Genomic DNA, 23,608 nt, shown 5'->3' on the forward strand with positions numbered 1-23,608 from the left:
CGCATGGCGGAAAGGGCTTGGCCATGACTGACCTGCCTGATCCGGGCGGCGAGGGCGGCATCGCCGGGCTGCCCGTGATCCGCCTGCGCCCCAAGGCGAACGCCCGCGCGATCCGGCACGGATTTCCGTGGGTCTTCGCCGACGAGCTGGTGGTCGATCGCCGCACCCGCGCCATCGCGCCCGGCAGCATGGCGCTGCTGGAGGATGGCGAGCGGCGGCCGCTCGGGGTCGTGACGGTCAATCCCGGCTCGAAGATCATCGCGCGGGTGATGGATGCCGATCCGGGGGCGGAGATCGACCGCCCGTGGCTTGCCGCCCGCCTGCGCCGCGCGCTGGCGCTGCGCGAGCGGATCTTCGACGCGCCCTTCTACCGGCTCGTCCATGCTGAATCGGACGGCCTGCCCGGCACCATCATCGACCGTTTCGGGGATGCGGCGGTGATCCAGCCGAACGCGGCCTGGGCCGACCGGATGATCGACCCGCTGGCCGATGCGCTGATCGAGGTGACGGGCGTCAGCACCGTCATCCTCAACGGCAGCGGCCGCGCCCGCGGGCTGGAGGGGCTGGAGGAGCGGACCGAGATCCTGCGCGGCGATCTGACCGCGCCGGTCGAGGTGCCGATGAACGGCGCGATCTACCTCGCCGACCTGCTCGGCGGGCAGAAGACCGGGCTGTTCTTCGACCAGCGCCCGAACCACGCCTTCGCGCAGCGGCTCGCGGGCGGGGGAAGGGTGCTGGACGTGTTCTCGCATGTCGGCGGCTTCGGTCTGGCGGCGCTGGCGGCGGGGGCGGAGCATGCGACGCTGGTGGACGGCTCGGCGGCGGCGCTGGGGCTGGCGCTTGGCGGCGCGCGGGCGATGGGGCTCGATGCGCGGCTGACCACCCGGCAGGGCGACGCCTTCCAGCAGATGGAGGCGCTGGCCGGCGAAGGCGCGCGTTTCGATCTGGTGATCTGCGATCCGCCCGCCTTCGCGCCCGCGAAACCCGCGCTCGATGCCGGGTTGCGGGCTTATGAGCGGGTGGCGCGGCTGGCCGCACCGCTGGTCGCGCCGGGCGGCTATCTGGTGCTGTGCTCGTGCAGCCACGCCGCCGACCTGAGCGCGTTCCGCAGCGCCAGCGCCCGCGGCATCGGACGGGGTGGGCGGTGGATGCAGCTGATCCACACCGGCTTTGCCGGTCCCGACCACCCGATCCTGCCGCAGCTTGCGGAAAGCGGCTATCTCAAGGCGCTGTTCTTCCGGCTGGACGGATGAAGGCGGTCCTGGACGCCTGCGTCCTTTACCCGACCGTCCTGCGGGAAATCCTGATCCTCGTGGCCGATGCAGGGCTTTACACACCCATCTGGTCGGATCGCATTCTCGCCGAATGGCGCCACGCGGCATCCCGGCTGGGCCCCGATCAGCAGGCGATCGCCGGGGCCGAGATCGCGCTGCTGCGCGAGCGCTACCCTGCGAACCTGGCTCCCGATGGTGGGCAGGCGGCGGCGGGCTTCGACTGGCCCGACCCGGCCGACCGCCATGTGGCGGAAGCGGCGCTCGCTTCGGGGGCCGAACTGATCGTCACCGCCAACCTGCGCGACTTTCCCCGCCGCGCGACCGCGACGCTCGGCCTGCGGGCGGTCCATCCCGACGAGTTCCTGACCGGCCTCTTCCACCAGTCCCCCGACGCCGTGGCCCGCGCCGTCCAGGCCACCCACGACCGGGCGCAGGCCCTTGGCGGGACCGCCACCTTGCGCGAGCTGATGGGCCGGGCGAGGTTGTCCCGGCTTGCCAAGGCGATGGGCCGGGCCGGGGTCTAAGCGCTTGCCGGGCCGGGCCGCAGTGGCTACCCGTTGACGGAAAGGAGCGCGACATGGCCTCCCGCATCATTCCGGTCGAGGATTTCGACCTCATCATCTTCGGCGCGACGGGCGATCTCGCGCGGCGCAAGATCCTGCCGGGGCTGCTGCGCCGCTTCATCGCGGGGCAGATGCCGCCGGGGGCGCGGATCGTCGGCAGCGCCCGGACGGACATGGACGCGGATACCTTCCGCGCCGACATCCGCGCGGCGGTCGCGGAATACGATCCGGCCCGCGCCGATCATCCCGAACTGGACCGCTTCCTGTCGGTCATCGACTATGTGCCGCTGGACGCGAACGAGCCGGGCGGCTGGGACCGGCTTCGCGCCGCGCTGCGGCCCGGGGTGATCCGCGCCGCCTATTTCTCGGTCGCGCCGGGGCTGTTCGGCGCACTGGCGCGGGGCATGGCCGAGCATGGGCTCGCCGATGGCGACACGCGGATCGTGGTGGAAAAGCCGTTCGGTCACGATCTCGCCAGCGCGCGCGCGCTGAACGCCATGCTCTCCGGCCATTTCAGCGAGGGGCAGATCTACCGCATCGACCATTATCTCGGCAAGGAAACGGTCCAGAACCTGATGGCCGTGCGCTTCGCCAACATTCTGTTCGAGCCGCTGTGGAACGCCCATTCCGTCGATCACGTCCAGATCACCGTGGCCGAGACCGTGGGCGTCGCCGGGCGAGGCGACTACTACGACAAGGCCGGCGCCATGCGCGACATGGTGCAGAACCACCTGCTGCAACTGCTCTGCATGATCGCGATGGAGCCGCCGTATCACTTCGACCCCGACGCCGTGCGCGACGAGAAGCTGAAGGTGCTGCGGGCGCTGACCCCGGTCGATCCGGGCGACATCGTGCGCGGGCAGTATCGCGCGGGGGGTGATGTGCCCGGCTATGCGGCCGACGTGGGCCATTCCAGCCGCACCGAAAGCTTCGTCGCGCTGAAGGTGCGGCTGGCGAACTGGCGCTGGCAGGGGACGCCCTTCTACCTGCGGACCGGCAAGCGCCTGCGGGCGCGGGCGAGCGAGATCGCGGTGGTCTTCCGCACCCCGCCGCATTCGATCTTCGACGCCGCCGAGCCGCCGCAGGCCAATGAACTCGTCATCCGGCTGCAACCGGACGAGGGGATCGACCTCAAGGTGATGATCAAGGAGCCGGGGCCGGGGGGAATGCGTCTGGTGCAGGTCCCGCTCGACATGTCCTTCGCCGAGGCTCTGGGCGAGGACGGGGCGGAGTTGCCGGACGCCTATGAACGGCTCATCATGGACGTGATCCGGGGCAACCAGACGCTGTTCATGCGCGGCGACGAGGTCGAGACGGCATGGGCCTGGACCGACCCGATCGTCGCCGCGTGGGAGGCGGGGGCCGAGCGGCCCCAGCCCTACGACGCGGGCTCGGCGGGGCCAGAGGCCGCGGCGGAACTGATGCGCCGCGACGGCCGTCGCTGGCGCGGGATTGCAGAGGTGAGGACGGGATGAAGCTGATCGAATACCCCGACCGCGAGGCGCTGGTGCTCTCGCTCGCGCAGGAGATCGTCGGCAGGCTGCGCCAGAGCCTGAGCTCGGAAGGGCGGGCGACGCTATGCCTGCCCGGCGGCTCCACGCCCGAGCCGCTGCTGTCGCAACTGGCCGACATGGCCTTGGAATGGGAGCGGGTGGTGGTCTTCCCGGGCGACGAGCGCTGCGTGCCGCCGGATGACGCCCGGTCCAACGCGGGGCTTCTGCGGCGGCATCTGATGGCGGGGCCGGCGGCTGCGGCGCAGTTCATCGACCTGTTCACCGGCACCGGCACGCTTGAAGAGGAAGCCGCCGCCGCCGCCGAGCGGCTGAAGCCCGCGCTGCCGATCACCGTGCTGCTGCTGGGCATGGGCGAGGACATGCATGTCGCGAGCCTGTTTCCCGGCAATGACGGAACGCTCGCCGCGCTGGAGCCGGGCGCCCCGCCCGTCGCCGTGATCCACCCGGACGGCGGGGCCGAGCCGCGCCTGACGCTGACCGCGCCGGTGCTGAAGAAGGCGATGGACCCGCATCTGATGATCTTCGGCCAGTCCAAGCGCGAGGCGCTGGAGCGGGCGGCCAAGCTGACCCCCGCCGAGGCCCCGGTGCGTGTCGTCTGGGGCGATCTCTGCGTGCACTGGGCGGAGTAAGGGCGGGGATGACCAACTGGGACGATCTTGCCGCGCATCGGCGCGGGGCCGAAGGCCGCCGCATCGAAGCCCTGTTCGAGGCCGAACCCGACCGCGCCGCCCGCCGGTCCACCCGCGCCTGCGGGATGCTGCTCGACTGGTCCAAGACCGCGCTCGATGACCGCGCCGTGGCGCTGCTGCTGGACCTCGCCGCGGGCGTCCCTGCGCGGCGCGAGGCGATGTTTGCGGGCGAGCGGGTGAACGAGACCGAGGAACGCGCCGCGCTGCACACCGCATTGCGACGTCCGGCGGATGCGGGGCCGTTGCCGGTCGATGGGCGCGACGTGATGCCCGCCATCCGCGAGACGTTGCAGCGGATGCGCCGCTTTGCCGACCGTGTGCGCGGGGGCGGGATCGCGGGGCAGGGCGGGGCCTATACGGACGTGGTGAACATCGGCATCGGCGGCTCGGACCTCGGCCCGGCGATGGCGGTGCGGGCGCTGTCGCCCTATCATGACGGGCCGCGGGTGCATTTCATCTCGAACGTGGACGGGGCGGACGCGCATGACACGCTGCGCGGGCTGGACCCCGAGCGGACGCTGGTGATCGTCGCCTCCAAGACCTTCACCACCGCCGAGACGATGACCAACGCCGCGACCGTGCGGGACTGGATGGCCCGCGTGGTCAGCCGCCCGGCGGACCAGTTCGCCGCCGTTTCCTCGGCATTGGACAAGACCGCCGAGTTCGGCATCGACCCGGCCCGCGTCTTCGGGTTCGAGGATTGGGTCGGCGGGCGCTATTCCGTCTGGGGGCCGATCGGGCTGCCCGTGATGCTGGCGATCGGGCCGGACCGCTTCGACGAGTTCCTCGCGGGCGGCGCGGCGATGGACGCGCATTTCCGGGCTGCGCCCCTGGCCGGGAACATGCCGGTGATGCTGGCGCTGGTCGGCATCTGGCACCACCAGATCTGCCGATATCCCACCCGCGCCGTGCTGCCCTATGAGCAGCGGCTGCTGCGCCTGCCCGCCTATCTGCAACAGCTGGAGATGGAATCGAACGGCAAGCGCGTGGCGATGGACGGCTCCGACCTGCCCCGCCCCTCGGGCCCGATCGTCTGGGGCGAGCCGGGCACCAACGGCCAGCACGCCTTCTATCAGCTGATCCATCAGGGCACCGATGTCGTCCCCTGCGAGTTCATGGTCGGCGCTGCGGGGCACGAGCCGGAACTGGCCCACCACCACGAGCTGCTGGTCGCGAACTGCCTCGCGCAGTCGCAGGCGCTGATGCGCGGCCGCTCGCTTCAGGACGCCCGCGCCATGATGGAAAAGCGCGGCCTGACCGGGGCGGAGCTGGAGCGGCAGGCGCGGCACCGGGTCTTTCCCGGCAACCGCCCATCGACGACGCTGGTCTATCCGCTGCTGACGCCCTTCACGCTGGGCGCAATCGTTGCGCTGTATGAGCATCGGGTGTTCGTCGAGGGGGTGATCCTCGGGATCAACAGCTTCGACCAGTGGGGGGTGGAACTCGGGAAGGAGCTGGCGCTGGAACTCGCGCCGCTGCTGGACGGAAAGCCGGCCGAGGGGCAGGACGGATCGACCCTGCGGCTGGCCGAGGCGATGGCGGCGATGCGAAGGGCCGTAGAGGGCTGACCTTGCGGGGCCGCCGCCTTGCAGGGTGAAAGCCCGCAGCAGGCGGATGGACATGCGGCCCGGTCGCCGCATCCTCGCGGCAGAGTGACGCTCGCAGCGAGGAGACGGGCCAGCCGCTCGACGACGCCCCGCAGGGGACTGGGGGCGACGAGGAGGTGCAGCCTGCCGCGCCGCCGTCAGTCTGCCTGCGCCTTGTCCCGAAGGCTCCGCCTAACGCCGCCCGGCTTCGTCGAACAGCGCGACCGCCGCCTGCATGAAGCGGGTGCGGCGGCTCTCGGTCTCGAACATCGCCTCGTGCCGCCCGCCGGGGATCTGCATCAGCTTCGCGCCGGGCCAGCGGTTCGCCCGGTCGATGATGGCGGCGGGGGAAACCACCGCCTCCAGCCCGCCGACGCTGACCAGCACGGGAATGTCGGGCATGTCCGAAGCGGGGATTGCGGCCAGCCGCTCGGTCTCGGCCATGGCGGCGCCGACCCAGCCATAGCTGGCGCCGCCCAGCGTCAGCTCGGGCCAGGCGGCGGCCTCGGCCACCATCCGGCCCCATTGCTGGCCGTCGCCGGTCAGCAGGTTGTCGTTGAAGGTGCAGTCCAGAACGAACGCGCCGCGCCCGCCCGTGCTGAAGGCGGGCAGGCCGGAACGGCCCAGCCAGCCCGCCGCCCTGACCAGCCCCGCCGCCAGCAGCCGCGCGGGGCGGCGCGGCAGGATGCCCCACATCGGGGCGGAAAACACCGCGCCCCGCACCGGAAGGTCGTTCAGCAGCGCGGCCAGCCCGATCGCCCCGCCCATCGAATGAGCCAGCAGATGCCACGGGCGCGGCAGGCCAAGCTGCTCGGCGGCGATGACCATCTCGATCACGTCGCGCTGGTAATCCGCGAAGTCCGCGACATGGCCGGGGCGCGGGTCGGTCTGCAGCCGGTCGGACATGCCCTGGCCGCGCCAGTCGATCCCCAGCACGGCGTATCCGGCCGAGGCGAGATCGTGCCCGACCGGCATGTATTTCTCCAGATACTCCGTCCGGCCGGGGAACAGCAGGATGGTGCCCGCCGCCTCACCCTGTGCCGGCCAATGCGCCAGCCGCAGCCGCACACCGTCATCGGCCCGCGTCCAGAAGGCGCGGGCCGGAAGGGGCGGATCGCCCGGAAGCGTATGCAGCGGGGCGGGGGTCACGCCGCTCGGGCCATCAGGTTCAGGACAGGGCCGCGCCCAGCTTCATCGCGACCGGCAGCGCACCGTCGAGCTTCAGCTTGCCCGACATGTAGGCCATCGCGGGGTTGGTGCTGCCGTCGAGGATGCTCTCGAACGTCTCGCGGCTGGCGGTCAGCGTCACGTCGGCATCCTCGTCGGCGGCGCGGGCGCCGTTCTCGTCGATCATGATGGTGCCTTCGTCCTCGATCACGAACTTGGCCGTGGAATCGAAACCGCTGATCCGTTCGTTCAGGGCCTTGACCGCGGCATCGACGACTTTGCTCATTTCCGTTCTCCTGCTTCCACTGGCATCGTGCCGGGTGAATAGTTACATGCGCCTTATGCGCGGCTTTTTCCTTGGGTTCCATCCTGTCGTGACGGCACTTGCCGTGGCGCTCTCGCTGTCCGTGGCGGCGGCACAGACGGCAGACACGACACCCGCGATGGACGATCTTTTCGCCGAACTCGCCCAGCCCGAGGGCGAGGGCTGGGCCGCCGCCGAAAGCGACATCCTGCGGGAATGGTCGCGTTCTGGCTCGGCCAGCGCCGACCTGCTGCTGAAACGCGGCTATGACGCGCTGGATGCGGGCGACACGGCGGGCGCCATCGGCCATTTCACGGCGCTGACGGATCACGCGCCCGATTTTCCCGCCGGCTGGTTCGGGCGGGCCGAGGCGTTCTACCTGAGCGGCCAGTTCGGCCCCGCCGCCGCCGATCTGGAGCGGGTGCTGCAACTGGAACCCCGCCACTGGCCCGCGCTGACCCAGCTGGGCACCATGCTGGAGGAGGTCGGCAGCGATGGCGCCGCGCTGACCGCCTATCTGGAAAGCATGAGCATCAATCCCCATCAGGCCGAGGCCGAGGATGGCGTCGCGCGGCTGCTTCAGGCATCCCGTGGGGTCGGCATCTGATGGCCGGCACCATGAGCGCGCAGGTCGAGCGCGGCCGCGTCACCGCCGTTCTGGGGCCGACCAACACCGGCAAGACCCATTACGCGATCGAGCGGATGCTGGCCCACCGCACCGGCGTCATCGGCCTGCCGCTGCGGCTGCTCGCGCGCGAGGTCTATGACCGGATCGTCAAGGCGCGCGGGCCATCGGTCGTCGCGCTCATCACCGGCGAGGAGAGGATCGTGCCGGAACGCACCGCCTACTGGGTCGCCACGACCGAGGCGATGCCCGAGGTGCTGGCCGATTTCGTCGCCATCGACGAGGTGCAGCTGGCCGCCGACCCCGAGCGCGGCCACGTCTTCACCGACCGGCTGCTGAACATGCGCGGCCTGCACGAAACGCTGCTGCTGGGGTCCGACACCATGCGCCCGGCTATCGCCGCGCTGGTGCCGGGCGTCCAGTTCATGCGGCGCGAGCGGTTCTCGACCCTGACATGGGCGGGGTCCAAGAAGCTGAGCCGGATGCCTCCGCGCTCGGCCATCGTGGGTTTCAGCGTCGATGACGTCTATGCCACGGCCGAGCTGCTGCGGCGGCAGAAGGGCGGCTGCGCGGTGGTCATGGGCGCGCTGTCCCCCCGCACCCGGAACGCGCAGGTCGCCATGTATCAGGCGGGCGAGGTCGATTACCTCGTCGCCACGGACGCCATCGGCATGGGGCTGAACCTCGACATCCGCCATGTCGCCTTCGAGGCCACCCACAAGTTCGACGGCCGCCGGATGCGCCCGCTGTTCCCGCACGAGCTGGGCCAGATCGCCGGCCGCGCAGGCCGCCATACCGAGCCCGGCACCTTCGGCGTCACCGGCGAGGCGCAGCCGCTGGACGAAGGGCTGATCGACGCGATCGAGAATCACCGCTTCCAGCCGATCAGCCGCCTGATCTGGCGCAATTCGGCGCTGGAATTGGGGACGGTGGAGCGGCTGGTGCAGTCGCTGGAACAACCCTCGGGCGACGAATGGCTGGGGCGCGGGCGCGAGGCGGACGATCTGCACGCGCTCAAGGTGCTGGGCGATCTGCCGGAAATCCGCAGCCGCGTGACGCACCCCAAAGACGTGAAGCTGCTGTGGGACGTCTGCCGCATCCCCGATTTCCGGGGCATCTCGCCGGTCGAACATACCAGCCTGCTGACCCGCATCTTCGGGTTTCTTCAGGACGGGGGCGTTCCCTCGGACTGGATGACGCGGGCCGTTTCCCGCATCGACAAGACCGGCGGCGACATCGACACGCTGTCCAAGCGCCTCGCCTATATCCGCACCTGGACCTATGTCGCGCAGCGGTCGGGCTGGGTTCAGGACGAAGCCCATTGGCGGGGCGAGACGCGGGCTGTAGAAGATCGCTTGTCGGACGCGCTTCACGCCGCGCTGACGCAAAGATTCGTGGACCGGCGCACCTCTGTCCTGTTGCGCCGGCTCAAGCAGAGGGAGAGCCTGGTGGCCGAGGTGAACGACAAGGGCGAAGTGACGGTCGAGGGCGAGTTCGCCGGCAAGCTGGAAGGCTTCCGGTTCCGCACCGACCCCTCCGCCACGGGCGACGAGGCGCGGATGCTGACCCGCGCCGCCTATGAGGCGCTGCGCCCCGAATTCCACCTGCGCGCCGACCGCTTCTACAACGCGCCGGACACTGAGCTGGACTTCACCGAACAGGGCGGCCTGATGTGGGGCAGCACGGCGGTGGGCAAGCTGGTGAAGGGTTCGGACCCGCTCAAGCCCGAGGTGCAGCCCTTCGTGGACGAGGAAGCGGGGCCCGAGATCGCCGAGAAGGTCCGCCGCCGCTTGCAGCATTTCATTGACCGCAAGATCGCCTCGGGATTCGAGCCGCTGCTGGCCATGCGCGACGACGAGGCGCTGTCGGGCCTTGCCCGCGGCGTGGCGTTCCGGCTGGTCGAGGCCATGGGCGTCCTGCCGCGCGAAGGCATCGCGTCCGAGATCAAGGAACTGGATCAGGACGCGCGCGGCAGCCTGCGCAAGCACGGCGTCCGCTTCGGGCAATACACGATCTTCCAGCCCGCGCTGCTGAAACCCGCGCCGACCCGGCTGCGGCTGCTGCTGAGCGCGCTGTGGGAGGGCGCGGACGAGTTCCCGGAAAGCCCGCCGCCCGGCCTGGTGACGATCCCCAACATCCCGGACGTGCCGCGCCGGGCCTATACGCTGTCGGGCTATCACCCGGCGGGCGAGCGGGCGATCCGCATCGACATGCTGGAACGGCTGGCCGACCTGCTGCGCGGTCAGGACAGCCGGGCTGGGTTCGAGGCGACGCCGGACATGCTGTCGATCACCGGCATGACACTGGCCCAGTTCGCGGACCTGATGCAGGGCCTCGGCTACAAGGCCGAGCCGGGCGAGCGGCCCAAGGCTCGTGCCGCGGCGGCTGAGCCCGCGCCGGAGCCAGCGGCCGATGAGGCGCCCGCATCCGATGCGCCGCTGACCGAGGAGGAAAGCGTCCTCGCCGCCGAAACCCGCGCCCGCTGGGAAGCCGAGCAGGCGGAACGCCGCGCCGCAGAGGCCGCAGCCGAGGCGGAGGCGCAGGCCGCTGCCGGCGCGGATGGCGAAGATGCCCCGGCCGCGGCGGAATTCGGCGAGGCAGCCCCGGAAGCCGAGGCGGCGCCGGTCGAGATGGAGACCTTCTACAGCTTCACCTGGGCCCCGCGCCCCCGCGCCGGCCAGCGCCGCCATGCGGGGGGCGAGGGCGATGCCCGTGGCCCGCGCCGGGGCGGGCGCGGCCCGCAGGGAGAGCGGCAGCCGCGCGGCGATCAACCGGCAGGCGCCGAAGGCGCCCCGGCTGGCGAGCCCCGCGAAGGTCAGGAACGCGGCGAGCAGAGCCGGGGCAAGCCCCGCCACGGAAAGCCCGGCCACGGCAAGCCGCGCGGGGAGGGCGGCGGCGAGCGGGCCGAGCGGCAGTTCGGCGACAAGAACAAGGGCCCGCGCGGCAAGGGCGGCCCCAAGGGCAAGCCGGAAGGGCAGCGCAACTACGAGGCGCGGCCTCCTCGTGCCGACAAGCCCATCGATCCCGACAGCCCGTTTGCCGTTCTGGCGGCGCTGAAGAACCGGACGTGAGGGTCCGGCCCGAAGGGATGCGCTGAGTGGCGCGGGGACGCAGCGCCCCGCCGCCCGAGGCGGCGAGCGAACAGATCCGGCTGGATCGCTGGCTCTTCCACGCAAGGGTGTTCAAGACCCGCAGCTTCGCTGCCGACCGGATCGCCACCGGCGGGGTGCGGCTGAACGGCCAACCCTGCCGCAAGCCCGGCCAGAACGTGCGGCCCGGCGATGTCGTGACCGCCGCGACGCCTGGCGGGGTGCGCGTGTTGCGCGTCCTCTCTCCCGGCGAACGGCGCGGACCGGCCGCCGAGGCGCGGGGGCTCTATGACGATCTGCTGGAGGGTGCCCGCGACGATCAACCGCAGGGTGATACGGCGGCGGCGGACGGACCCGAGGCGCGGCGGCGGGACGCCCCGTCCGGGGACGCTTGAACACCCCGGCTCGAAGGTCTAGGTCAGGCCCGACAATCTGAAGGGATGCGCCGATGACCTATGTCGTCACTGACAACTGCATCATGTGCAAATACACCGATTGCGTGGAAGTCTGTCCCGTGGACTGCTTCTACGAGGGCGAGAACGCTCTGGTGATCCATCCCGACGAATGTATCGACTGCGGCGTCTGCGAACCGGAATGCCCCGCTGACGCGATCCGCCCCGACACCGAGCCGAACATGGAGCCGTGGGTCGAGTGGAACCGCAAATACGCCGACCAGTGGCCCGTCATCACCCGCAAGAAGGACCCGATGCCGGGTTACGAGGCGATGGACGGCGTGCCGAACAAGCTGGCGCAGTATTTCTCGGAAACGCCGGGCGAGGGCGACTGACGCCCGAGTGGCGCTGCGGGTCAGGCCCGCGGCGCCTTCGACGCGGCAGCATCGCACGCCGTCTGTGACGGCCGGACGGCTGAGCCAGTTGCCGCACCGGCGCTGGCGGGGGTCAATCCCCCAGCGTCTGCCCGTCCTTCTCGCGCAGGTCGTTGTGGATCGTCACCGCCGCCCGTGCGCCGGTGCCCATGGCCGAGCTGATCTGGTCCAGCCCCTCTACCGCGTCCCCCGCCGCATAGACGCCGGGGACCGAGCAGCGCTGGAAACCGTCGGTCGCGAAGCACTGATCGTCCGCCAGATCGACCCCGAGCATCCGGCCCAGATCGTTGCGGGTGTGCGAGCCGAGCGCGATATAGAGCGTATCGACCCGCAGCTTGCGCCCGTCATCCAGCGTCAGCTCGACGTCGTCGCTGCCGAAATCGAAGGCACTGACGGGGGCCGGCTCGATCACGATGTCGGCCATCTCGGCCTCGGTGCGGGTGGTGGGGTCGATGTCCAGCGCGGACAGGGCCAGCAGGACGATATTATCGGTATAGGCGCGCAGGAACAGCGCCTCGGCCACGCCATGCCGGTCGGCGCCCAGCACGCCGATGCGGCGGCCGGTCTGCTCGTAGGCGTCGCAGATCGGGCAATAGCGCAACTGGCCGCGCGCCACCGCCTCGTCATGGGCATCCTGCGGCAAGGGCGGGCGCAGGTTCACGACTCCCGTCGCCAGCACGACCGTGCGGGCCTGCACCGGCCCGACGCTGGTTTCGGCGCGGAAATATTCGCCCTCGCGCGCCAGTTCCGTCACCTCTCCGCCGCGCAGCTCCACGCCGTAACGGCGGGCGTGGACGCGCATGGTGTCCAGCAGGTCGGGGCCGTGCACACCGCCCGGATAACCCGCGACGTTGTGCGAGGTGGGAATCAGCGCCAGCCGCCCCTCGTTCGCGTCGATCACCATGACGCGGCGGTGGAACCGGCCGAGATACACGGCCGCCGTCAGTCCCGCCGGGCCGCCGCCGACGATGAGGCAGTCGAGAATGTCATCCATGTCACGAGCCTGTCACGGGTTGCGGGGCAAGTGAAACATGGGCAGGCGCGGCGTGGCGGTCAACCGCCCCAGGTGCGTTCCAGAACCTCGACCCAGTTGCGCCAAGCGATCCGCTCGACCAGTTCCTCGCCATAGCCGTGATCGCGCATGGCCTGGATCAGCCGGGGCAGGGCGGCGGTGTCGGGCAGGTCGGCGGGCATCAGCGCCCCGTCGAAATCCGAGCCGAGCGCGACGCCTTTCTCGCCCAGAATCCCCAGCAGATGGTCAAGATGGCGCAGCATGATCCCGGCGCCGTCGATCTGCTCGCGCTGCCCGTCCGGGCGCAGGAAGCCGATCGCGAAGTTCAGCCCGACCAGCCCGCCGCTGTCGGCGATCTGGCGCAGCTGCCGGTCGGTCAGGTTGCGTGAACTGGGCGCGATGGCGTGGACGCAGGAATGGCTGGCGACCAGCGGCGCATCGGACAGCCGGGCCACGTCGTCGCAGCCCTTCTCGTTCAGGTGCGACAGGTCGAGCATGATCCGCAGCGCGTTGCATTCGCGGACCAGCGCCTTGCCCGCCTCGGGCAGCCCGTCGCCGGTGTCGGGGGAGGAGGGGAAGGCGAACGGCACCCCGTGCCCGTAGGGCGTCGGCCGCGACCAGACCGGCCCCAGCGAGCGCAGCCCCATCGCGTGCCACAGATGCAGCGCGTCCATGTCGCGGATCGCCTCGGCCCCTTCCATGTGCATGATCGCGGCGATCCGGCCCGCGTCCATCGCCGCCCGCAGTTCGGCGGCGCTGCGGCAGACGCTCAGCGCGCCGGTCCGCTCGACCGCCAGCAGGGTCGCGGCCTGCTCGAAGGCCGAGGGCAGGGCGGCGTCGTGCGGCACCTCAGCGGGCAGGTCGTGGCAGAAGGGAGGCGTCCAGTTCTGCTGGCTGCCGCGCGAGACCGAGAAATCCGGCACCGGCACCCAGATGGCGAAGAACCCGCCCGCCATGCCGCCCGCCTTCATCCGCGGCAGGTCCAGATGGCCGGTGCCGTCGCCGTTCAGGAAAAGCCTTGCGGCGTCCGGTGCCGCCACCAGCCGTTGCAGCATGTCGTTATGGCCGTCGAATACGCGCATCTCGCCCTCTGGATTTGTCGCGCCGACGATGCCCCCGCCCGCGCGGAAGGGCAATGGCCGGAAAGGGGGATGCTTTTGCTGCACTGCGGCGTTAACGTGAGTCGAACGTGCAGGGGGCAGGCATGGCAGGGCATATCATCACCGTCGCGCAGCAGAAGGGCGGCTCGGGCAAGACGACGCTGGCCGTGAACCTCGCCTGCGCGTGGCGGGCGCGGGGGATGTCGGTCGCGCTGCTGGACACCGACCCGCAGGGCAGCCTCGGCCGCTGGTTCATGGAGCGGCTGGCCTCGCGCGGGGACGAGGACGCGATGGAGTTCACCACCTCCTCGGCCTGGGGCGCGAGCTACGAGGCCGAGAAGCTGAAGCGCCGCTTCGACGTGGTCATCATCGACACCCCGCCCAAGATCGACAGCGACCTGCGGCCGGCGCTGCGGGCGGCCGATCTGGTGCTGGTGCCGGTCGCCAGCAGCCATGTGGACCTGTGGGCGACCGAAGGCGTGCTGGATCTGGCGCAGCGCGAGCAGCGGCCGGTGATGGTGGTGCTGAACCGCACCCGGCCCGGAACACGGCTCGGGGCCGAGATCGCGGCGGGCGTGGGCGATCTGGGGGCCGAGGTCGCGCAGACGCAACTGGGCAACCGCGTGGCCTTCGCGCAGACGCTGGGGCAGGGGCTGGGGGTCAGCGACCAGCCGCGCAGCCCGGCGCGGGACGAGGCGGACGCGCTCGCCGCCGAGGTGATGGGACGGCTGAAACCGGCCGCCGCCGCGGCAGCGGGTTGACGCGCGGCGCCGGCGCTGCCTGACTGCGCGGAAGTTGCCGGGAGGGTGCCCATGACGACACGTTTTCTGACGATCGCCGCGGCGGCGCTGGCGCTGTCCGCCTGCGCTCCGGCGGCGGACACGGCCCCGACCGAGGTGCCGCGCACCCATCCCGGCCAGCCCGGCGCCGCGCCGGTGGCCTGCGCCCCGCGCGAATGGGGCGGGCTGATCGGCAAGCCCGTGGACGATGCCCGCCTGCCGCCCGGCCTGACCTATCGCGTGATTCCGCGCGGCGCGATGATCACCGAGGAATACATGGACGCGCGGCTGAACATCATCACCGGCCCCGCCACCGGCATGGTGCTGGACGTCACCTGCGGCTGAGGCGGAGGGGGTGCCCGGTCCGGGCGACCCGGCCTGTGCCTTGGCCGGGCCGGAAGCAAAGGGCGCGCGCGACGGATCGACAGGGACGGGCGGACGGTTCCGGCTGGTGCCGATCACCGACGACACGCTGGAAAGCGTCCATGCCGAGACGACAATCCCCGCGAACAGCTATCCCTTCCAGTCCGAGGCGGTGCCAATCCGCCCGGCCCCGCTCAGTGCCGCTTCGACCGCTTGTTCCCGCCCCGCTGCCCGGCCCGCCCGGCGGTCGAGCGGCCGCGCGACTTCACCGCCTCTTCCGCCGCTTCCTCGACCGCCGTCTGCCGCGCCAGAGGATCGTCCGAGACTGCGAGTTCCACCGCTTCCAGCCGCTTGACCTCGTCGCGCAGGCGGGCGGCTTCCTCGAACTCCAGGTTCTCGGCCGCCTTGCGCATCTGCGTCCGCAGCGCGTCCAGATGCGCGGCGAGGTTCGCGCCGACCAGCGGCTTGTCGGTCCGGGCGGTGATCCGCGACTGGTCGGTGTCGCCCTGCCAGAGGCCCGCCAGCACGTCATCGACGTTCTTGCGGACGGTTTGCGGGGTGATGCCGTGCGCCTCGTTATAGGCGATCTGCTTCTCGCGGCGGCGCTCGGTCTCCTTCATCGCGCGGTCCATGCTGCCGGTGATCCTGTCGGCATACATGATGACCCGCCCGTCCACGTTCCGCGCCGCCCGGCCCACCGTCTGGATCAGCGAGGTGGTCGAGCGCAGGAAGCCTTCCTTGTCGGCGTCCAGAATGGCGACCAGCCCGCATTCGGGGATGTCGAGCCCTTCGCGCAGCAGGTTGATGCCGACCAGCACGTCATAGGCGCCGAGCCGCAGGTCGCGCAGGATCTCGATCCGCTCGATCGTGTCGATGTCGCTGTGCATGTAGCGCACGCGGATGCCCTGCTCGTGCAGATATTCGGTCAGATCCTCGGCCATGCGCTTGGTCAGGGTGGTGACCAGCGTGCGGTAGCCATTCGCGGCGACCTTGCGGACCTCGTCCAGCAGGTCGTCCACCTGCGTTTCCACCGGGCGGATCTCGATCACCGGGTCCAGAAGGCCGGTGGGGCGGATCACCTGTTCGGTGAAGACGCCGCCGGTCTGGTCAAGCTCCCACTGGGCCGGGGTGGCGGACACGAACACCGATTGCGGCCGCATCGCGTCCCATTCCTCGAATTTCAGCGGCCGGTTGTCCATGCAGGAGGGCAGGCGGAACCCGAACTCGGCCAGCGTGAACTTGCGCCGGAAGTCGCCCTTATACATCGCGCCGATCTGCGGCACGCTGACGTGGCTTTCATCGGCGAAGACGATGGCGTTGTCGGGGATGAACTCGAACAGCGTCGGCGGCGGCTCGCCGGGGGCGCGGCCGGTGAGATAGCGCGAGTAGTTCTCGATCCCGTTGCAGACGCCGGTCGCCTCCAGCATTTCCAGGTCGAAGTTGGTGCGCTGCTCCAGCCGCTGCGCTTCCAGCAGCTTGGCTTCGTCCTGAAGCTGCTTCAGCCGGGGCTGAAGTTCGGCGCGTATCCCCTTGATCGCCTGCTGCAATGTCGGGCGCGGGGTGACGTAGTGGCTGTTGGCGTAGATGCGGATCTGCTTGTAATCCGCTTCCTTAGCGCCGGTCAGCGGGTCGAACTCGGTGATGGATTCCAGCTCGTTGCCGAAGAAGGAAAACCGCCACGCCCGATCTTCGAGGTGGGCGGGCCAGACCTCGACCAGATCGCCGCGTACGCGGAAGCCGCCGCGCTGGAACGCCGCGTCGAGCCGCTTGTATTGCTGCGCCACCAGCTCGTTGATGAAACCCCGCTGGTCGTAGCTTTCGCCGACCACCATGTCCTGCGTCATGGCCGAGTAGGTCTCGACCGAGCCGATGCCGTAGATGCAGGAGACCGAGGCAACGATGATGACGTCGTCGCGTTCCAGAAGCGCCCGCGTGGCCGAGTGGCGCATCCGGTCGATGGCCTCGTTGATCTGGGATTCCTTCTCGATGAAGGTGTCCGAGCGGGGCACATAGGCTTCCGGCTGGTAGTAGTCGTAGTAGCTGACGAAGTATTCCACCGCGTTGTCGGGGAAGAAGCCCTTGAACTCGCCGTAAAGCTGCGCCGCCAGCGTCTTGTTGGGGGCGAGGATGATGGCCGGACGCTGCGTCGCCTCGATCACCTTGGCCATGGTGTAGGTCTTGCCGGTGCCGGTCGCGCCCAGCAGCACCTGATCGCGTTCCCCGTCCACCACGCCCTGCGTCAGCTCCGCAATGGCGGTCGGCTGGTCGCCGGCGGGCTGGAACTCGGACTGCATGACGAAGCGGCGCCCCCCTTCCAGCTTGTCCCGCTTTTGCGGGGTCAGCAGCAGCGGCGCGGGGGCATTGGTGTTGTTGTGGGCCATGGGGGTCCTGCGGGCGGGGGAGGGCGCGAACGATGACGGAAAATGGGGCTCCGAGCCCAGCGTTTCAAGGCAAAAGGCCGCCCCGTGCGGGCGGCCTTTGCATCGTCCCGGCCTGCGCCTCAGTTCGGCGTCAGTTCCAGCACGCCGCAGGCGATCCGGTCGCCCGCATTCCCCGCCGGTTGGCTGGTATAGTCGTCCACGCCGGAGTGGATCATCACCGCCGCACCGTCGCCGTCCATGATCTGGTCCATCAGGATGCCGGGCAGGAAGTATTCGACATGCAGCATGCCCGCCTCGCCCATGGTGATGTTCGGCAGGTCGCCCGGATGCGGACCGTTCGCGGCGTGGATGCCGTGGTCCTTGCCGTCCGCCAGGTGGCCGCCGGCGGATTCGAAGGTCGGGCCTTCGCAGACGCCGTGCTCGTGGATGTGGAACCCGTGCTGCGAGGTGGGCAGCGCGCCCTCGTTGATGTCGAGGACAAGGTGCATCACGCCCGACGCCGTCTCGGTGATGACGACGTTGCCGATCTCGGTGCCCTCGGCGTTGTGCAGGGGAGCGCCGGCCTGCCGGAAGTCGCCTTCGGAACCGGTGGCATCGCCAGCCGCCGGCGATGGCGCGGGTGCCTCGGAACTCGCGCCGCCGGCCGGCGAGGGGGCGGGCGCCTCGGATGTGGTGGGGGCCGTGGTCGTGACGGTCGAGCCCGAATCCGTCGTTGTGGTCGTCGTCTCCTGCTGCTGGGCGGCGGCGCCAAGCGGCAGCGCGGCCGACATCAGCAGGGCGATTGCGGTCGTGCGGGTCATGGACTTTCCTCCTCGGGTGGTCGGGGGTGATCGGATGACAGTCGAACGCCCCACGCGGCGACACGTTCCGCCCGTTCTCGGTTTGTGAAACGGCGTGCGACCGCGCGGCGCTTGATCCGGGCGGCGCATTGCGGCAAGAACGGGCGCAAGAGAGCCTCGCGCCCGCGACGGGCCAGTTTCGGGATCATGCCATGCGCGTCCGTATCTATCAGCCTTCCCGCAACGTGATGCAGTCGGGAACCGCCCGGACAAAGGACTGGGTGGTGGAGTTCCCCCCCGCCGACAAGCGCCACATCGATCCGCTGATGGGTTGGACGAGCAGCCACGACACGCAGAGCCAGGTCCGCATGTTCTTCGCCACCCGCGAGGAGGCCGAGGCCTACGCGCAGGAGAACGGCCTCGACTACACCGTGAAGGAACCCACCCGCCGCGCCCCCAACGTGCGCCCGCGCGGCTACGGCGAAAACTTCGCCACCGACCGCAAGGGTCCGTGGACGCATTGAGCTTTGTGTTGTTCGGGGCAAAGTTGCTGCCGGCTGGGGGTATGTTTGTCCAGTTCGGGGCAAAGGTTTTGTAAGCTGTTGATTCTTCTATGACCGCCTTCGGGCGGTCATCTGCTTTTCGGGGACAGGCCATGACCATCACCCATCGCGTTACCCATTCCGGTGGTTTCCACGCCGACGAGCTTCTCTCGTCGGTCGTCCTGACGCGGCTGTATCCGCAGGCGAGGATTGTGCGGTCGCGCGAGAAGGCTTGGACCACTCCCGCGCCGGACCGGGTGATCGATGACGTCGGAGGTGATCATGATCCGGCCCGGCTCATCTTCGATCACCACCAGAAAAACCCGCCGCTGCGCGACGACGGCCAGCCATACAGCTCGTTCGGCCTGATCTGGCGCCATTTCGGCAGGGACTACCTGGGGGACTTCGACGTGCCCGAGCGTGATCTGGAGGCGATCCACGGATTTCGTCCTGCCGGTCGACCTGGTGGACAACGGCGCGCTGTCGCCTGCCGGGCCCCTCGCGGACCTGAGCCTGCCGCTGCTACTGGAAAGCCTCAAGCCTGTCTTCGATGACCGCGACCCGGAAGCCCATGACCGGGGCTTCGGCCACGCGCTGACCATCGCGCGTGCCTTCGTCGAGGCGGCGGTCGCCCGCAAGGCGGCCAAGCTGCGCGCCGAAGCCGTCGTCATGGAGGCGATCGCCGCCGCCGGAGACAGCTCGATAATGGAACTGCCGATGGGCATGCCTTCCGTGCCGCCATCGAGAAGCAGGCGCCGATCACCTGTTGTGCGTGATCCACCCCCGAGAGACGGGCTGGGCCCTCACCGGCATCCGCCGCGACGCCGAGGGCGTTGCCCTTCGCGCTGATCTTCCGGAGGCGTGGGCGGTGCTGACCGACGCGGCCTTCGAGGCGGCCTCGAGCATGCCCGGCGCGCGGTTCTGCCACAATGGACGCTTCATCGCCGTGGCTGCGGATCGTGAGTCTGCCCTCCAGCTTGCCGCTCTGGCAGTTCAGCACGAGAGGATACCGAACGCTCCGGCGTGAGAGAGCTCGGCATGCTGTAGCTGGCGCTTCGGTTAGCGGCCGAGGGGGGCGGGAAGCAGTCTGATTGCAGCGCAGCATGGCAACTGCAGCACGTCCCGGAAAGCAGACGCTCCTCCAAACTGGAGAGCGCGTTCAGTATCCTGATGGCAAGCGTGGGCTGTTCTCCCAAGGCCATTGTTTCGGTCTGCATGCACACAAATTGACCACCCCGCGCTGTTTGGCTTGATTTCTGCCGTTGCATCGGCCGGCATGGGCTGCAGTTTCCCCGTCCACCCGTCAGCAAGGAGGCATGTTCGACGGCATCCCCCTTCAGCGCAGCCATGGCGAGGCGCATATCTCGCTCGATGGCGGCGGGCTGACCGAGTTGCGGCAGTCAGGCTCGGGCAAGGTTATGCTGCCGCGCACCTACGCGGACGTGCCCGAGATCGTTTTCCTGAATACCTCCGGCGGGCTGACGGCCGGGGACCGGCTGGACTATTCGCTTTGCCTCGGCGCGGGGATGAGCGCGCGGGCGACGACGCAGACCGCCGAGCGGGCCTATCGCGCCGAAGGGGGCTGCGCGCGCGCCACCGTGACGCTTCAACTGGGGCGCGGGGCCGATCTCGCCTGGTTGCCGCAGGAAACGATCCTGTTCGACGGCTCTGCGCTGCGTCGGCAGACGCGGGTGGAGATGGCGGATGAAGCGCGCTTCCTTGGCATCGAGACCGTCGTTCTGGGCCGGGCGGCAATGGGCGAAACCGTGGCGCGGCTTGCGCTGGAGGACACGCGAACGGTGCGGCGCGGCGGCAAGCTGCTGCTGGTCGACCCGTTGCGGCTGGACGACGCGGCATTGGCCCGCGCAGGCGGCGCGGCCCTGCTGGGCGGGGCGAGGGCCTTCTCGACGCTGATCATCGCCGGGCCAGGCACCGACCTCGCACTGGAGCCTTTGCGCGCGGAGCTTGACGAACCCGGCGTGCAAGGCGCGGCATCAGCCCTCAACGGCCGGCTGGTGCTGCGCTGCCTTGCCACTGATGCCTGGCCGCTGCGACGGCAGATGGTGAGGCTGATCTCGCGCCTGGACCCCGGCGGCGTTCCGCGCTGCTGGCAGATGTGAGGGCATCCGATGAACCTGACTCCCCGTGAACGCGACAAGCTGCTGGTGTCACTCGCCGCGATGGTGGCGCGAGGGCGGCTGGCCCGCGGCGTCAAGCTGAACCACCCCGAGGCGGTGGCGCTGATCACCGACTTCGTCGTCGAGGGCGCCCGCGAGGGTCGCAGCGTCGCAAACCTGATGGAGGCCGGTGCCCATGTCGTCTGCATCGAAGAGTGCATGGAGGGCATCCCCGCGATGATCGACACCGTCCAGGTCGAGGCGACATTTCCCGACGGGACCAAGCTCGTCACCGTCCACCATCCCATCCGATAGGAGATTTTCGATGAAGCGGGTCTCTACCCTTGCGCTCGCCCTCACGCTGCCCGGCGTGGCGCTCGCCCATCCGGGCCACGATCATGACAGCTTCAGCGGCGGCTTCGCCCATCCACTGGGCGGGGCCGATCATGTGCTGGCGATGGTGGCGCTTGGCCTGCTGGCGGCGCAGGCAGGCGGTCGGGCATTGTGGCTGCTGCCGGTCACGTTCGTCGCGGCGATGCTGGCAGGCGGCGCGGCGGGATGGGCCGGGATGCCCTTCGGGGCGGTCGAGCCGGTCATCCTCGCCTCGGTGATCGTTCTGGGGGCGCTGGTGGCGATGGCGGTCCGTCTGCCGCTGGGCGCGATGGCCGCGATGGCGGTGGTCTTCGGCTATGCCCATGGCTGGGCGCATGGGGCCGAGGGACCGGCGCAGGGACTGCTGACTTACGCCTTTGGCTTTGCCGTGGCGACGGCGCTGCTGCATGGCGCGGGCATCCTTGCCGGACGTGCCGCCGCGCGGCCCGTGCTGAGGACGGCGGGCGGGATGACGGCGCTCGGGGGCCTCGCACTGGTCGTCGGAGGCTGAGATGATCCCCGGAGAGATCATCCCCGCCAACGGCTCGATCACCCTGAACGATGGCCGCCCCGCGATCACGCTGATGGTGGCCAACACCGGCGACCGCCCCGTGCAGGTCGGCAGCCACTACCACTTCGCCGAGGTGAACGCCGGCCTCGCTCTCGACCGTGAAGCGGCGCGCGGAATGCGCCTCGACATCCCTGCCGGCACCGCCGTCCGCTTCGAGCCGGGCCAGCGGCGCGAGGTGCGGCTGGTGCCCTTCGGCGGCGCCCGCGAGGTCTGGGGCTTCAACGGCCAGGTCATGGGGGCGCTCGATGCCGGTTGAGATTTCCCGTGCGGCCTATGCCGACATGTTCGGCCCCACCACCGGCGACCGGGTGCGCCTCGGCGACACCGCGCTGCTGATCGAGGTCGAGCGCGACCTGACCACCTATGGCGAAGAGGTGAAGTTCGGCGGCGGCAAGGTCATCCGCGACGGCATGGGCCAGTCGCAGTTGACCCGCGCACAGGGCGCGATGGACACCGTCATCACCAACGCGCTGATCCTCGACTGGACCGGCATCACCAAGGCCGACGTGGGTCTGCGCGATGGCCGCATCGCCGCCATCGGCAAGGCGGGCAACCCCGACACCCAGCCCGGCGTCACCATCGTCATCGGGCCGGGGACCGAGATCATCGCGGGCGAGGGCCGCATCCTGACGGCGGGGGGGATCGACTGCCACATCCACTTCATCTGCCCGCAGCAGGTCGACGACGCGCTGCATTCCGGCGTGACCACCATGATCGGCGGCGGCACCGGCCCGGCGCATGGCACGCTGGCCACCACCTGCACGCCGGGTCCGTGGCACATCCGCCGGATGCTGGAGGTCGCCGACAGCCTGCCCGTGAACATCGGGCTGGCCGGCAAGGGCAACGCCTCGCGTCCCGAGGCGCTGGTGGAACAGATCCGCGCCGGAGCCTGCTGCCTGAAACTGCACGAGGACTGGGGCACCACCCCCGCCGCCATCGACTGCTGCCTGACGGTGGCCGACGCGATGGACGTGCAGGTGATGATCCACACCGACACGCTGAACGAGTCCGGTTTCGTCGAGAACACCTTGGCCGCCATCCGCGGCCGCACGATCCACGCCTATCACACAGAGGGCGCGGGCGGCGGCCACGCCCCCGACATCATCCGCGTGGTGGGGTCCGCGAACGTCATCCCCTCTTCCACCAATCCGACCCGGCCCTACACGGCCAACACCATCGAGGAACATCTCGACATGCTGATGGTGTGCCACCACCTCGATCGGTCCATCCCCGAAGACGTGGCCTTCGCCGAATCCCGCATCCGCCGCGAGACGATCGCGGCCGAGGACATCCTGCACGACCTCGGCGCCTTTAGCATCATCTCGTCCGACAGCCAGGCGATGGGCCGCGTGGGCGAAGTCATCACCCGCACCTGGCAGACCGCCCACAAGATGCGCGTCCAGCGCGGCAGGCTGGAGGGCGAGGCGGGCGAGAACGACAACCTGCGCGCCCGCCGCTACGTCGCCAAATACACCATCAACCCCGCCGTGGCGCATGGCATCTCGGCCCATGTCGGCAGCGTTGAGCCCGGCAAGCGCGCCGACCTGGTGCTGTGGCACCCCGCCTTCTTCGGTGCCAAGCCCGAGATGGTGCTGGTCGGCGGGCAGATCGCGATGGCGCAGATGGGCGATCCGAACGCCTCCATCCCCACGCCGCAGCCCATGTATTCGCGGCCCATGTTCGGGGCGCTTGGCCGCGCGCGGCACGCGACCTCGGTCAGCTTCGTGAGCCGCGCGGGCCTGGAGGACGGCTGCTGCGATGGCCTTGGCAAGCAGGCGGTCGCGGTCGCGGGCACGCGCGGCATCGGCAAGGCCGACATGCGGCTGAACGACGCGACGCCAGTGATCGAGGTCGACCCCGAAACCTACGAGGTGCGCGCGGATGGCCAGCTTCTGACCTGCGAGCCCGCGACCGAGTTGCCGCTTGCCCAGCGTTATTTCCTGTTCTGAGGTGAC

At 70.0% G+C, this 23,608-nt stretch carries 23 protein-coding genes and 1 pseudogene; 18 read left to right on the plus strand and 6 right to left on the minus strand.

Annotation, left to right across the window (positions count from 1 at the left end):
• Positions 1-23 precede the first annotated feature (23 nt).
• The 5 genes from KTN05_RS11695 to pgi are packed head-to-tail and all read left to right on the plus strand — an operon-like array spanning position 24 to position 5,608.
• Positions 24-1,253, plus strand: coding sequence for an RSP_2647 family RNA methyltransferase (locus KTN05_RS11695; RefSeq protein WP_217329584.1), 1,230 nt, complete (start codon positions 24-26; stop codon positions 1,251-1,253).
• On the plus strand, positions 1,250-1,798 hold the full coding sequence (locus tag KTN05_RS11700) for an RSP_2648 family PIN domain-containing protein (protein WP_217329585.1): 549 nt from the start codon (positions 1,250-1,252) through the stop codon (positions 1,796-1,798). Before KTN05_RS11695 ends, KTN05_RS11700 begins: the two co-directional genes overlap by 4 nt.
• A gap of 53 nt (positions 1,799-1,851) precedes the next feature.
• The gene (gene zwf, locus KTN05_RS11705) at positions 1,852-3,312 is read left to right on the plus strand and encodes a glucose-6-phosphate dehydrogenase (RefSeq protein WP_217329586.1); all 1,461 of its coding nucleotides are present in this window, start codon (positions 1,852-1,854) and stop codon (positions 3,310-3,312) included.
• On the plus strand, positions 3,309-3,980 hold the full coding sequence (gene pgl / locus KTN05_RS11710) for a 6-phosphogluconolactonase (protein ID WP_217329587.1): 672 nt from the start codon (positions 3,309-3,311) through the stop codon (positions 3,978-3,980). The genes zwf and pgl overlap by 4 nt, the downstream gene beginning before the upstream one ends.
• A gap of 8 nt (positions 3,981-3,988) precedes the next feature.
• The gene (gene pgi / locus KTN05_RS11715; RefSeq protein WP_217329588.1) at positions 3,989-5,608 is read left to right on the plus strand and encodes a glucose-6-phosphate isomerase; all 1,620 of its coding nucleotides are present in this window, start codon (positions 3,989-3,991) and stop codon (positions 5,606-5,608) included.
• A gap of 210 nt (positions 5,609-5,818) precedes the next feature.
• On the opposite strand, the gene KTN05_RS11720 is transcribed toward pgi, so the two are convergent.
• A complete protein-coding gene (locus KTN05_RS11720; protein ID WP_217329589.1) occupies positions 5,819-6,775 on the minus strand; it encodes an alpha/beta hydrolase in 957 nt (318 codons plus the stop codon).
• A gap of 19 nt (positions 6,776-6,794) precedes the next feature.
• The gene (locus tag KTN05_RS11725) at positions 6,795-7,079 is read right to left on the minus strand and encodes an SCP2 sterol-binding domain-containing protein (RefSeq protein ID WP_217329590.1); all 285 of its coding nucleotides are present in this window, start codon (positions 7,077-7,079) and stop codon (positions 6,795-6,797) included.
• Between the two features lie 88 nt (positions 7,080-7,167).
• On the opposite strand from KTN05_RS11725, the gene KTN05_RS11730 reads away from it, so the two are divergent.
• From KTN05_RS11730 to fdxA, 4 genes are read left to right on the plus strand one after another with little or no spacing between them, the layout of a single operon-like run.
• On the plus strand, positions 7,168-7,704 hold the full coding sequence (locus KTN05_RS11730) for a tetratricopeptide repeat protein (RefSeq protein ID WP_371823349.1): 537 nt from the start codon (positions 7,168-7,170) through the stop codon (positions 7,702-7,704).
• Between the two features lie 11 nt (positions 7,705-7,715).
• Positions 7,716-10,793 carry a helicase-related protein gene (locus KTN05_RS11735; protein WP_217329591.1) on the plus strand — a complete coding sequence of 1,026 codons (3,078 nt, stop codon included), beginning with the start codon at positions 7,716-7,718 and terminating at the stop codon, positions 10,791-10,793.
• A 26-nt stretch (positions 10,794-10,819) separates the two neighbouring features.
• Positions 10,820-11,206, plus strand: coding sequence for an RNA-binding S4 domain-containing protein (locus tag KTN05_RS11740; protein ID WP_217329592.1), 387 nt, complete (start codon positions 10,820-10,822; stop codon positions 11,204-11,206).
• A gap of 53 nt (positions 11,207-11,259) precedes the next feature.
• Positions 11,260-11,598 (plus strand): ferredoxin FdxA, encoded by a 339-nt coding sequence (gene fdxA, locus KTN05_RS11745; RefSeq protein ID WP_217329593.1) that lies wholly within the window; start codon positions 11,260-11,262, stop codon positions 11,596-11,598.
• Between the two features lie 112 nt (positions 11,599-11,710).
• Here fdxA and KTN05_RS11750 read toward each other — a convergent pair whose 3' ends face one another.
• A complete protein-coding gene (locus KTN05_RS11750) occupies positions 11,711-12,631 on the minus strand; it encodes an NAD(P)/FAD-dependent oxidoreductase (protein WP_217329594.1) in 921 nt (306 codons plus the stop codon).
• A gap of 59 nt (positions 12,632-12,690) precedes the next feature.
• On the minus strand, positions 12,691-13,731 hold the full coding sequence (locus tag KTN05_RS11755) for a dipeptidase (RefSeq protein ID WP_217329595.1): 1,041 nt from the start codon (positions 13,729-13,731) through the stop codon (positions 12,691-12,693).
• A gap of 122 nt (positions 13,732-13,853) precedes the next feature.
• Between KTN05_RS11755 and parA the strand changes: the two genes are divergently transcribed.
• Positions 13,854-14,510: a ParA family partition ATPase gene (gene parA, locus KTN05_RS11760; RefSeq protein WP_217329596.1), complete on the plus strand. Its 657-nt coding sequence runs from the start codon at positions 13,854-13,856 to the stop codon at positions 14,508-14,510.
• Positions 14,511-14,561: 51 nt separating this feature from the next.
• On the plus strand, positions 14,562-14,873 hold the full coding sequence (locus KTN05_RS11765; protein WP_217329597.1) for a hypothetical protein: 312 nt from the start codon (positions 14,562-14,564) through the stop codon (positions 14,871-14,873).
• 212 nt (positions 14,874-15,085) lie between these two features.
• Here the strand turns inward: KTN05_RS11765 and uvrB are convergent, their stop codons facing one another.
• Both uvrB and KTN05_RS11775 read right to left on the minus strand, forming a co-directional pair.
• Complete coding sequence (uvrB, locus tag KTN05_RS11770; RefSeq protein ID WP_217329598.1) at positions 15,086-17,272, minus strand: excinuclease ABC subunit UvrB; 2,187 nt, start codon at positions 17,270-17,272, stop codon at positions 15,086-15,088.
• A 119-nt stretch (positions 17,273-17,391) separates the two neighbouring features.
• The gene (locus tag KTN05_RS11775) at positions 17,392-18,072 is read right to left on the minus strand and encodes a superoxide dismutase family protein (RefSeq protein WP_217329599.1); all 681 of its coding nucleotides are present in this window, start codon (positions 18,070-18,072) and stop codon (positions 17,392-17,394) included.
• A gap of 191 nt (positions 18,073-18,263) precedes the next feature.
• Here KTN05_RS11775 and KTN05_RS11780 point away from each other — a divergent pair, with 191 nt between their 5' ends.
• From KTN05_RS11780 to ureC, 7 genes and pseudogenes are all read left to right on the plus strand, one after another.
• Positions 18,264-18,575: an ETC complex I subunit gene (locus tag KTN05_RS11780; protein WP_217329600.1), complete on the plus strand. Its 312-nt coding sequence runs from the start codon at positions 18,264-18,266 to the stop codon at positions 18,573-18,575.
• 131 nt (positions 18,576-18,706) lie between these two features.
• Positions 18,707-19,620 (plus strand): annotated as a pseudogene (locus KTN05_RS11785) (MYG1 family protein).
• A 289-nt stretch (positions 19,621-19,909) separates the two neighbouring features.
• Positions 19,910-20,713 (plus strand): urease accessory protein UreD, encoded by an 804-nt coding sequence (locus tag KTN05_RS11790; protein ID WP_217329601.1) that lies wholly within the window; start codon positions 19,910-19,912, stop codon positions 20,711-20,713.
• 9 nt (positions 20,714-20,722) lie between these two features.
• Complete coding sequence (locus tag KTN05_RS11795; protein ID WP_217329602.1) at positions 20,723-21,025, plus strand: urease subunit gamma; 303 nt, start codon at positions 20,723-20,725, stop codon at positions 21,023-21,025.
• 10 nt (positions 21,026-21,035) lie between these two features.
• Positions 21,036-21,593: a HupE/UreJ family protein gene (locus tag KTN05_RS11800; RefSeq protein ID WP_217329603.1), complete on the plus strand. Its 558-nt coding sequence runs from the start codon at positions 21,036-21,038 to the stop codon at positions 21,591-21,593.
• Between the two features lies 1 nt (position 21,594).
• Positions 21,595-21,909 carry an urease subunit beta gene (locus KTN05_RS11805; protein WP_217329604.1) on the plus strand — a complete coding sequence of 105 codons (315 nt, stop codon included), beginning with the start codon at positions 21,595-21,597 and terminating at the stop codon, positions 21,907-21,909.
• Positions 21,899-23,602, plus strand: a complete 1,704-nt coding sequence (ureC, locus tag KTN05_RS11810; RefSeq protein ID WP_217329605.1) for an urease subunit alpha — start codon at positions 21,899-21,901, stop codon at positions 23,600-23,602. Before KTN05_RS11805 ends, ureC begins: the two co-directional genes overlap by 11 nt.
• The last annotated feature ends 6 nt before the right edge of the window (positions 23,603-23,608 follow it).

This window comes from Paracoccus sp. Z118, from assembly GCF_019061185.1.
In the GTDB taxonomy this organism is placed as follows: domain Bacteria; phylum Pseudomonadota; class Alphaproteobacteria; order Rhodobacterales; family Rhodobacteraceae; genus Paracoccus.

Coding starts and splice junctions, on each gene's coding strand:
- KTN05_RS11775 (WP_217329599.1), bottom strand. CDS start 18,072: ATGACCCGCACGACCGCAATCGCCCTGCTGATGTCGGCCGCGCTGCCG.
- KTN05_RS11755 (WP_217329595.1), bottom strand. CDS start 13,731: ATGCGCGTATTCGACGGCCATAACGACATGCTGCAACGGCTGGTGGCG.
- pgi (WP_217329588.1), top strand. CDS start 3,989: ATGACCAACTGGGACGATCTTGCCGCGCATCGGCGCGGGGCCGAAGGC.
- KTN05_RS11780 (WP_217329600.1), top strand. CDS start 18,264: ATGCGCGTCCGTATCTATCAGCCTTCCCGCAACGTGATGCAGTCGGGA.
- KTN05_RS11795 (WP_217329602.1), top strand. CDS start 20,723: ATGAACCTGACTCCCCGTGAACGCGACAAGCTGCTGGTGTCACTCGCC.
- uvrB (WP_217329598.1), bottom strand. CDS start 17,272: ATGGCCCACAACAACACCAATGCCCCCGCGCCGCTGCTGCTGACCCCG.
- pgl (WP_217329587.1), top strand. CDS start 3,309: ATGAAGCTGATCGAATACCCCGACCGCGAGGCGCTGGTGCTCTCGCTC.
- KTN05_RS11765 (WP_217329597.1), top strand. CDS start 14,562: ATGACGACACGTTTTCTGACGATCGCCGCGGCGGCGCTGGCGCTGTCC.
- KTN05_RS11790 (WP_217329601.1), top strand. CDS start 19,910: ATGTTCGACGGCATCCCCCTTCAGCGCAGCCATGGCGAGGCGCATATC.
- KTN05_RS11700 (WP_217329585.1), top strand. CDS start 1,250: ATGAAGGCGGTCCTGGACGCCTGCGTCCTTTACCCGACCGTCCTGCGG.
- KTN05_RS11695 (WP_217329584.1), top strand. CDS start 24: ATGACTGACCTGCCTGATCCGGGCGGCGAGGGCGGCATCGCCGGGCTG.
- KTN05_RS11805 (WP_217329604.1), top strand. CDS start 21,595: ATGATCCCCGGAGAGATCATCCCCGCCAACGGCTCGATCACCCTGAAC.
- ureC (WP_217329605.1), top strand. CDS start 21,899: ATGCCGGTTGAGATTTCCCGTGCGGCCTATGCCGACATGTTCGGCCCC.
- KTN05_RS11735 (WP_217329591.1), top strand. CDS start 7,716: ATGAGCGCGCAGGTCGAGCGCGGCCGCGTCACCGCCGTTCTGGGGCCG.
- fdxA (WP_217329593.1), top strand. CDS start 11,260: ATGACCTATGTCGTCACTGACAACTGCATCATGTGCAAATACACCGAT.
- KTN05_RS11725 (WP_217329590.1), bottom strand. CDS start 7,079: ATGAGCAAAGTCGTCGATGCCGCGGTCAAGGCCCTGAACGAACGGATC.
- zwf (WP_217329586.1), top strand. CDS start 1,852: ATGGCCTCCCGCATCATTCCGGTCGAGGATTTCGACCTCATCATCTTC.
- KTN05_RS11800 (WP_217329603.1), top strand. CDS start 21,036: ATGAAGCGGGTCTCTACCCTTGCGCTCGCCCTCACGCTGCCCGGCGTG.
- KTN05_RS11750 (WP_217329594.1), bottom strand. CDS start 12,631: ATGGATGACATTCTCGACTGCCTCATCGTCGGCGGCGGCCCGGCGGGA.
- parA (WP_217329596.1), top strand. CDS start 13,854: ATGGCAGGGCATATCATCACCGTCGCGCAGCAGAAGGGCGGCTCGGGC.